Origin of the sequence: Streptomyces sp. NRRL S-1813 (genome assembly GCF_000719605.1) — a bacterium.
In the GTDB taxonomy this organism is placed as follows: domain Bacteria; phylum Actinomycetota; class Actinomycetes; order Streptomycetales; family Streptomycetaceae; genus Streptomyces; species Streptomyces decoyicus.
In genome coordinates, this window is the sequence record NZ_JOHB01000057.1 from 19784 (window position 1) to 28666 (window position 8883).

Annotated in this window: 6 protein-coding genes and 2 pseudogenes; 6 read left to right on the forward strand and 2 right to left on the reverse strand. The window is 72.2% G+C overall.

Going from position 1 to position 8883, the window contains the following annotated elements; genetic code table 11:
• Positions 1-195: 195 nt before the first annotated feature.
• The 6 genes from pdhA to IF67_RS0137525 all read left to right on the forward strand — a co-directional run bounded on the left by pdhA (position 196) and on the right by IF67_RS0137525 (position 7628).
• Positions 196-1389: a pyruvate dehydrogenase (acetyl-transferring) E1 component subunit alpha gene (gene pdhA / locus IF67_RS0137500; RefSeq protein WP_030993390.1), complete on the forward strand. Its 1194-nt coding sequence runs from the start codon at positions 196-198 to the stop codon at positions 1387-1389.
• Positions 1386-2420, forward strand: coding sequence for an alpha-ketoacid dehydrogenase subunit beta (locus tag IF67_RS0137505; protein WP_030993391.1), 1035 nt, complete (start codon positions 1386-1388; stop codon positions 2418-2420). The genes pdhA and IF67_RS0137505 overlap by 4 nt, the downstream gene beginning before the upstream one ends.
• Positions 2420-4108 carry a dihydrolipoamide acetyltransferase family protein gene (locus IF67_RS0137510; RefSeq protein WP_030993392.1) on the forward strand — a complete coding sequence of 563 codons (1689 nt, stop codon included), beginning with the start codon at positions 2420-2422 and terminating at the stop codon, positions 4106-4108. The genes IF67_RS0137505 and IF67_RS0137510 overlap by 1 nt, the downstream gene beginning before the upstream one ends.
• Positions 4109-4277: 169 nt before the next feature.
• Complete coding sequence (locus tag IF67_RS0137515) at positions 4278-5225, forward strand: DUF6457 domain-containing protein (protein WP_030993393.1); 948 nt, start codon at positions 4278-4280, stop codon at positions 5223-5225.
• Positions 5222-6940 (forward strand): molybdopterin molybdotransferase MoeA, encoded by a 1719-nt coding sequence (locus IF67_RS0137520; protein WP_030993395.1) that lies wholly within the window; start codon positions 5222-5224, stop codon positions 6938-6940. The genes IF67_RS0137515 and IF67_RS0137520 overlap by 4 nt, the downstream gene beginning before the upstream one ends.
• 181 nt (positions 6941-7121) lie before the next feature.
• Positions 7122-7628 (forward strand): carboxymuconolactone decarboxylase family protein, encoded by a 507-nt coding sequence (locus IF67_RS0137525; RefSeq protein ID WP_030993397.1) that lies wholly within the window; start codon positions 7122-7124, stop codon positions 7626-7628.
• Between the two features lie 78 nt (positions 7629-7706).
• Here the strand turns inward: IF67_RS0137525 and IF67_RS42575 are convergent.
• Positions 7707-8704: pseudogene (locus IF67_RS42575) on the reverse strand (IS5 family transposase).
• Between the two features lie 75 nt (positions 8705-8779).
• A pseudogene (locus IF67_RS43470) lies at positions 8780-8883 on the reverse strand (IS481 family transposase); the annotation flags it as partial.

The window sequence follows — 8883 nt, forward strand, 5'->3', positions numbered from 1 at the left end:
TGGCTTCATCTCAAGCTGTGGAGAACCGTTTGTCCACAGGCTGAGCCCGCCTGTAGCCAAAATGCATCAGCGACCGAACAATCGGTAGGGCAGGGCGCACCCGCCCTGGCCGATTCCATCCTGCCCACCCGCCGTCCGCCCACCACCCACATGAGGCGCATCGCGCCACCCCTTCGATCCGAGGAGGTGCTCGACATGACGGTCCTTGAGCAGCCCGGCAGCAGCAGGAGCAAGAGCAGCCTGGCCGGCCCGCCGCCCGCCTGGCGGCCGCGCGTCGATCCCGCGCCCCTCCTGCCCGACGAGGAGCCGTACCGCCTCCTGGGTACGGACGCCGCGGCCAAGCTCGACTCCGGACTGCTGACCCGGCTGTACACCCAGCTGGTGCGCGGCCGCCGGTACAACGCCCAGGCCACGGCCCTGACCCGGCAGGGACGCCTGGCGGTCTACCCGTCCTCCACCGGACAGGAGGCCTGCGAGATCGCCGCGGCGCTCGCCCTCGAAGACCGGGACTGGCTCTTCCCCAGCTATCGCGACACCCTCGCCGCCGTGGCCCGCGGCCTCGACCCCGTACAGGCGCTGACCCTGCTGCGCGGCGACTGGCACAACGGATACGACCCGCACGAGCACCGCATCGCCCCCCTGTGCACCCCGCTCGCCACGCAGCTCCCGCATGCCGTGGGCCTGGCGCACGCCGCCCGCCTCAAGGGCGACGAGGTGGTGGCGCTGGCCATGGTGGGCGACGGAGGCACGAGCGAGGGCGACTTCCACGAGGCGCTGAACTTCGCGGCGGTCTGGCAGGTACCGGTGGTCTTCCTCGTCCAGAACAACGGCTTCGCGATCTCGGTGCCGCTGGCCAAGCAGACCGCCGCGCCCTCCCTCGCCCACAAGGCGGTCGGATACGGCATGCCCGGCCGACTGGTCGACGGCAATGACGCGCCCGCCATGCACGAGGTGCTCACCGACGCCGTGCAACGGGCCCGCAGGGGCGGCGGCCCCACCCTGATCGAGGCCGTCACCTACCGCATCGAGGCGCACACCAACGCCGACGACGCCACCCGCTACCGCAGCGACGCCGAGGTCGAGACCTGGCGGGCGCACGACCCGATAGTCCTTCTGGAGCACGAGCTGGCAGCCCGCGATCTGCTGACCGACGCATTCGTCGGTGCCACCCGGGACGGCGCCGAGCAGCTGGCGGCCGACCTCCGGGAGCGGATGAACACCGACCCGGAGCTGGACCCGATGGACCTGTTCACGCACGTATTCGCCGAGCAGACCAGCCAACTGCGCGCCCAGGCGGCACAGTTGCGCGCCGAGCTGGACGCCGAGGCCGACGGACACACCGAGCACGCAGCGGGCGCCGACGGCTCCGCCGAGGAGGCCAGGCCATGACGACCACCGCTCCGGCGACCGCGCGCAAGCCCGCCACCATGGCGCAGGCGCTGACCCGCGCGCTGCGCGACGCCATGGCCGACGACCCGTCCGTCCATGTCATGGGCGAGGACGTCGGCGCCCTGGGCGGCGTCTTCCGGGTCACCGACGGCCTCGCCAAGGAGTTCGGCGAGGACCGCTGCACCGACACCGCGCTCGCCGAGGCAGGCATCCTGGGCACCGCCGTCGGCATGGCGATGTACGGGCTGCGGCCGGTCGTCGAGATGCAGTTCGACGCCTTCGCCTACCCGGCGTTCGAGCAGCTGATCAGCCATGTCGCCCGCATGCGCAACCGCACCCGCGGCGCGCTGACGATGCCGCTGACCATCCGCATCCCGTACGGCGGCGGCATCGGCGGGGTCGAGCACCACAGCGACTCCTCCGAGGCGTACTACCTCGCCACCCCCGGGCTCCAGGTCGCCACCCCGGCGACCGTCGAGGACGCCTACGGGCTGCTGCGCGCGGCCATCGCCTCCGACGACCCCGTCGTCTTCCTGGAGCCCAAGCGGCTCTACTGGTCCAAGGCCGACTGGTCGCCCGACGCCCCCACCGAGGTCGCGCCCCTGGGCCGGGCCGCGGTCCGGCGCCGCGGCAGCAGCGCCACGCTGATCACCTACGGTCCGTCGCTCCCGGTCTGCTTGGAGGCCGCCGAGGCCGCCCGCTCCGAGGGCTGGGACCTGGAAGTGGTCGATCTGCGCTCGCTGATGCCGTTCGACGACGACACGGTCTGCGCGTCGGTGCGGCGGACCGGGCGGGCCGTGGTCGTGCACGAGTCCAACGGGTTCGGCGGTCCCGGAGGGGAGATCGCCGCACGGATCACCGAGCGTTGCTTCCACCACCTGGAGGCGCCGGTGCTGCGCGTCGCCGGCTTCGACATCCCGTATCCGCCGCCCATGCTGGAACGGCACCATCTGCCGGGCGTGGACCGGATTCTGGACACCGTAGCCCGCCTCCAGTGGGAGTCGGACTGGACCGAGGGACGTGGTGAGTGATGGCCGTGGTCCGCGAATTCACCCTGCCCGACCTGGGGGAAGGCCTCACCGAGGCGACGATCGTGCACTGGATGGTCGAGGTCGGCGAGGTGGTGGCCATCGACCAGCCGGTGGTGGAGGTCGAGACCGCCAAGGCGATGGTGGAGGTGCCGTGCCCGTATGGGGGCGTGGTGACCGCCCGCTTCGGCGAGGAGGGGGAAGAAGTCCCGGTGGGGGCACCGCTGGTGACGGTCGCGGTGGGGGCCGTGCCCGATGATCTGGCGGGGCTCGGCCCCGGGACGGGGCCGGGCGCCGGGGCAGGTGCGCCCGGCGGTGCACCCGATGCCGGGGCTTCGGCACCGCCTTCCGGTGGGGCCTCCGGCCCGGCCCCGGAGGGACCGGAGGATGCCGGGTCAGGGAATGTGCTCGTCGGCTACGGCACGAGCGCGGCGGCCGCGCGGCGGCGCCGGATCCGGCCGGGGAGCGGCGCGGGGCCCAGGGCGGGAGTGCCGCGGCGGCCCGGAGAGACGGCGGACGGATCGGCCGGGACCGGCGCGGTCGACGGTGCGCCCGGTGGCGCAGGGGCGGCTGAGGCCGGGGCGGCGACTGTTGGGGCAGTCGGTGTCACCGGAGCAGCCGGGGCCACGGGGGTGGACAGTTCGGCCAGGACGGCTGGGGCGAACGGTTCGGCCGGGCCCGGTGCGGTGGATGCCGGTAGTCGTACGGTGGCGGTCATCTCCCCGCTGGTGCGTCGGATGGCGCGGGAAAACGGGCTGGATCTACGGGAGCTGACCGGGTCCGGGCGGGATGGGCTGATTCTCCGTACGGACGTCGAGTGCGCGATCCGGGCCCGGCAGGAGCGGGAGACGATGGTGACTGCCGGGGCGGTTGCCACGGTTGGTGCCCATGGGGCGGGCGGTGCCGACCGGATGCTCGGTGCCGGTGTGACGGGCGTGGCGGGGGCCACGACCGGCGGAGCCGTGAAGGCCACCGGGTCCACGCGAGCCGTTGCCACGGCGGGCGAGGAGCGGATCCCGTTGAAGGGGATGCTCGGTGCGGCCGCCGAGAAGTTCAGCCGCAGCCGGCGGGAGATTCCGGAGGCGACCTGCTGGGTCGAAGCCGATGCCACCGAACTCCTCGCCGCCCGTAGAGCCATGAATGTGCCGGGTGCTCCCAAGGTGTCGCTGCTGGCGCTGCTGGCCCGGATCACCACGGCCGCGCTCGCACGCTTCCCCGAGCTCAACGCCACCGTCGACACCAAGGCCCAGGAGATCGTCCGGCTGCCCGCCGTCCATCTGGGCTTTGCGGCGCAGACCGACCGCGGCCTGGTCGTGCCGGTCGTGCGGGACGCTCATGCCCGTACGGTCGAGGAGCTGTCCGCCGAGATCACCCGGCTCACCGAAACCGCCAGGGCCGGCGGGCTCTCCCTGGCCGAGCTGACGCATGGCACCTTCACCCTCAACAACTACGGCGTCTTCGGCGTGGACGGCTCCACGCCGATCATCAACCACCCCGAGGCGGCGATGCTCGGCGTCGGCCGGATAGCCGCCAAACCCTGGGTGCACGAAGGGGAGTTGGCCGTCCGGCAGGTCGTGCAGCTCTCGTTCACCTTCGATCACCGGGTGTGCGACGGCGGCACCGCCGGCGGTTTCCTGCGGTTCGTGGCCGACTGCGTGGAACAGCCCGCGGTGTTGCTTCGGGCGCTGTGACGGCAGGGAGGCCGGCGACACGGCGCGGCCGGTGAGTCCCGTGGCAGCCGTTACGGGTGGGAAAAGAGCACAGCCCCACCCGTTGCGGTTGTGTGCGCTGTGGCGGAGCTGACATCGGCCGCAGTTCCGGCAGCGGTGTGATCCCGTTCTCCCCGGCGATACTCAAGACGTGGACGACCTCACCGACTACGACACCATCGTGCTGGCCGGAGGCGCGGCCCGGCGGCTCGGCGGAGCGGACAAGCCCTCCCTGTCCGTCGGCGGCCGTCCCCTCTTGGACCGGGTGCTCGCTGCCTGCCCCGATGCGGCGATCACTGTCGTCGTCGGCCCGCGGCGCCCGGCCACCCGCGCTGTCGTCCACGCCCTCGAGGACCCGCCGGGCGGCGGTCCGCTCGCCGCACTGGACGCCGGCCTGCGGCACACCACCGCCCCGACCGTGCTCGTCCTCTCCGCCGACCTCCCGTTCCTGACCGCTGCGACCGTCCGGTGCCTCCTGGAAGCGGCGACGCGAACGGACGGCGCCGCCGCGCCGGGCGGCGGTTCTGTGCCTCACGTGGGCCGCGCGCCCCGCGACGGCGGCACCCCCCGCGACGGCGCGATGCTCCAGGACGCGTCGGGGCGGGATCAGCCGCTGGTGGCCGCCTATCGGGCCGAGCCGCTGCGCCGTGAGCTGGCGCGGGTGCGGGCCGAGCACGGCACCCTGGCAGGTCTGCCGCTGCGTGCCCTGATGGCCGGGTTGCTGCTCGAACGGGTCCCGGACGCCACGACCACGGCATCCTTCGACTGCGACACCTGGGAAGACATCAGCGCGGCACGCGCCCGTATCAGGGAGCATGGAAACGTGTTGGACGAATGGATCACCGCAGTCAAGGCCGAACTGGGCATCGAGCTCGATGTCGACACGGCGGCGCTTCTCGATCTCGCGCGGGACGCGGCGCACGGCGTGGCCCGGCCGGCTGCGCCGCTGACCACCTTCCTGATCGGTTATGCGGCCGGCCAACAGGGCCGTGACGTGCAGGAACTGACCGACCGGGCCGCCGCGCTGGCCAACCGCTGGGCAGCCGAGGGCGCGGCGGACGCCGACGCCACGGGTGCCGAAACGAAGCCCGCGGAATGACCGACGGCGAGTTCGACGGCGAGTACGACGGCGCGTTCGGCGGGGAGCCCGGCGGCACGGGCGGTACGGCGGGCCCGACCTGGGGCGAGCCGGCGGGCGAGGGACGTGGCGATCCGTTCGACGAGGCGCTCGCGCTGGCCAACGCGGCCGCACCGGTGCGCGTCCGGCCCGAAACCGGGGCCGGGGCCGGGCCCACGACCGTGCGGGTGCCGTACGCCACCCGCGAGACGGCGGCACCCCACTCCTCCACCCCCGGAGGCGGCGGCGACGTCCCCTACACGCCGGACGACCCCTTCTCCCTGGACGACCCCGCCGCCTGCGGGAACAGCCACTCCAGCACCCCTCGCTCCTCCCGGTCTCCCGGGCACTCCGGCTCCTCCGACTCTTCCGGCCCCGAAGACCCACCGGCCCCCACCGCCTCCGGTCCCCGGCCCACCCCGGCCGCCCTCCCCTGGCACATCGCCCGGGACATCGCCGAGCGCGCCGTACCCGGCCCGCCCGCGGCCGAGACCTCGGCGCTCGGTGACGCGCTCGGCCGAACGCTCGCCGCGCCCCTCACCGCGCTCACCGACCTCCCGTCGTTCGACACCTCGGCGATGGACGGCTGGGCGGTGTCCGGCCCGGGACCGTGGCGGCTCGACCACCCCGCCGGTGCACCCGAGGCCGGCCCCCCGCCCGGCATCCTTGCCGGTCATGCGCCTACCGAGGTGCTGCACGACGGCCATGCCATCCCCATTGCCACCGGCGCGCGCGTCCCGCCCGGCGCCACCGCCGTGCTGCGCAGCGAGCACGGTGAGGTCCGAGAGCTGAGTGACGGCGGCAGTCGCCTGTACGCACCGCAGCCCGCGCCGCCCGGCCAGGACATCCGGCCGCGGGGCCAGGAGTGCCGCCGCGGCGACCAACTGCTGCCCGTCGGCGCCTTGGTGACCCCCGCCGTTCTCGGCCTGGCCGCCGCGGCCGGCTACGACGAGCTGACCGCCTACCGCCGGCCTCGCGCCGAAGTTCTGGTCCTGGGCGATGAGTTGCTGGACCACGGCCTGCCCCAGGACGGCCGGATCCGGGACGCGCTCGGCCCGATGCTCGCCCCCTGGCTGCATGCGCTGGGCGTCGAGGCGGCCACGCCGCGCCATCTCGCCGACGACGCCGACACCCTGTACGCCGCCGTCGCGGAGTCCACCGCCGACGTGGTGATCACTACGGGCGGGACGGCGTCGGGCCCGGTCGACCATGTGCACCCGACCCTGCGCCGGCTGGGCGCCGAGGTGCTGGTGGACGGCGTGGCGGTACGCCCCGGGCATCCCATGCTGCTCGCCCGTCTGGCCCCGCACCGGCATCTGGTCGGCCTGCCCGGCAACCCCCTCGCCGCCGTCTCCGGCCTGGTCACGCTCGCCGAACCGCTGCTCCGTACGCTCGCCGCCCGCCCTCCTGCCGCGCCGTACCGTACGCCGCTGGCCGCCCCCGTCCATGGGCATCCGCAGGACACCCGGCTCGTTCCGGTGGCGTACCGAGAGGACGAACGGCACGGTCTGATGGCGGCGCCGCTGCACTTCCACGGCCCTGCCATGCTGCGCGGGATCGCCGCCGCCGATGCGCTGGCCGTCGTCCCGCCCGGTGGCGCGGAGCGCGGCACCGAGCTCGAACTCCTGGAACTGCCCTGGTCAGCGGGCTGGTCACCGGTTTCGTCGACGGGCTGGACCGCCCCCGGGGGCGCGTAGGACGACCCCGTGCGCTAGGGCCTGTTCTGCGTTGAGATCACGGTGGGGGAGAGCCACTGGCTGACACTGCCTGGAACCGGGCCTCTGCCTGACCAAGAACGACTACCTTCCGTCGGTCACATTTCTCTGTCGCGATCCGTCAGGGCAGTGACAGCAACATGAAAGCCCGAAGGAGACGGCGATGGATACATGTTCGATTACGGCAGAGGCCCCGATGGTTCCGCGGATGTCCGAGGACCCCGCGGAGCTCGTCCCCGAGCTGGCGGAGGTCTCGGCGGCGCTGTTCAAGGTCACCGGCAACGGTTCAGTACCGCGCTCCACGATCGGCCTGGTCCAGCTGCGTGCAGGTCAGATCGTCGGCAGCACCTACCTGACCGTTCTGCACACGGACTTCCTGCGCAAGGCCGGGCAGTCGGAGGAGCGGATCACGTCTGTGGCGTCCTGGCAGGACTCGCCGTACTTCACTGGTGCCGAGCGTGCCGCGCTGGCACTTGTGGAAGCCGTGCTTCAGCCGTCCGCAGACGGCGAGAGGGTTTCCAACGAGCTGTATGCGCAGGCAGCCGAGCACTATGAGGCCAAGGCGCTCACCACGCTGATGTTCGCGATCGGCCAGGTCAACTTCTTCATCCCCGTAGCGCTCATCGCCAAGCCGGTGCCCGGCCGGTCGTTCACCGACCCGTGGAAGTGAGGCCACCCGGGCAAGGCTCGATGTTCGGGACCCGAACGAGCCAACCCGCAGACGCGCCGAGCGCGCCCAGGAGTTGAGTCACGAAGTGGCTGGGAGGCTTCGTATCCACAGGATGGCTCCGCGGAGGTGGAGTCCGGCGAGGTAGCTTTCGGGTGTCTTGTCGTAGCGGGTGGCGAGTCCCCGCCATTCCTTGATCTTGTTGATGCAGCGTTCGACCGTGTTGCGGTCCTTGTAGAGCGTGGTGTCGTGACCGACCGGACGGCCACCGCTGGATCCCTTCTTCCTGCGGTTGGCTGCCTGGTCGGCCTTCTCCGGAATCACCGCCCGGATCTTCCGTCTGCGCAGGTAGGAGCGGTTGGCGCGGGAGGAGTACGCCTTGTCACCGGCGACCGCGTCCGGTCGGGTCCGCGGGCGGCCGGCCGGTCCGCACAGCTTGATCTTCTCGACGACCGGGACGAAGTGAGGGCTGTCGGCGGCCTGCCCCGGGGTGAGCACGAAGGACAGCGGCCGGCAGCGCCGGTCGGCCGCGAGGTGGACCTTGCTGGTCATACCGCCCCGGGAACGCCCCAGTTCGGCGGCCCGGAGACGGGCCTTGCGGCGCCTGCGCAGCGTACGGCGCCGCTGGCGGTCAGCTTCCTCCTCGTCGTGGAGGGGAACGGCTACTGGGTCGTTTTGTCGCTTTGCTGCATCCCCTTTTCCTCTTCCACGGCCTTCTCCAGGTCCTCAAGCAGCTGCGGGTCGACTGCCATTCCGGCCGCGTGGTGATGCGCACGAGCAACCGTGGAGTCCACGCTGACCAGGCCGAGATCGACAGCGTCGCGTGCCGCCGCCTCGGAGATCATCGCTTCCATCAGCTCCTGGAAGACCCCGGCGGAAGCCCACATCCGGAACCGGTCGTAGATCGTCGACCAGTATCCGTACTGGTGCGGAACGTCGCGCCAGGGGCTCCCCGTGCGGAACCTCCACATCACCGCATTGAAGTAGCTGCGCAGGTCAGGGATCGGCCCGCGCTCGCCCAACGGCAGGTGCGGCTCGATTAACTCCCACTCGGCATCGCTCAGGTCACCACGCGTCACAAAGCGTTTCTACAGCAGCCGGAAGCCCCCCCCGGCGCCAAGCAACCCGTCTGTGATCTCAACTCAGAACGGGCCCTAGTTGTATTGCCCTGTGAGGTTGGGGACGCGGCTGGCGGGTGGTTTGCCTGCGAGCGCGGTGTGTCCGCGGTGGTGATTGTAGGTATGCAGCCATTGCGGGA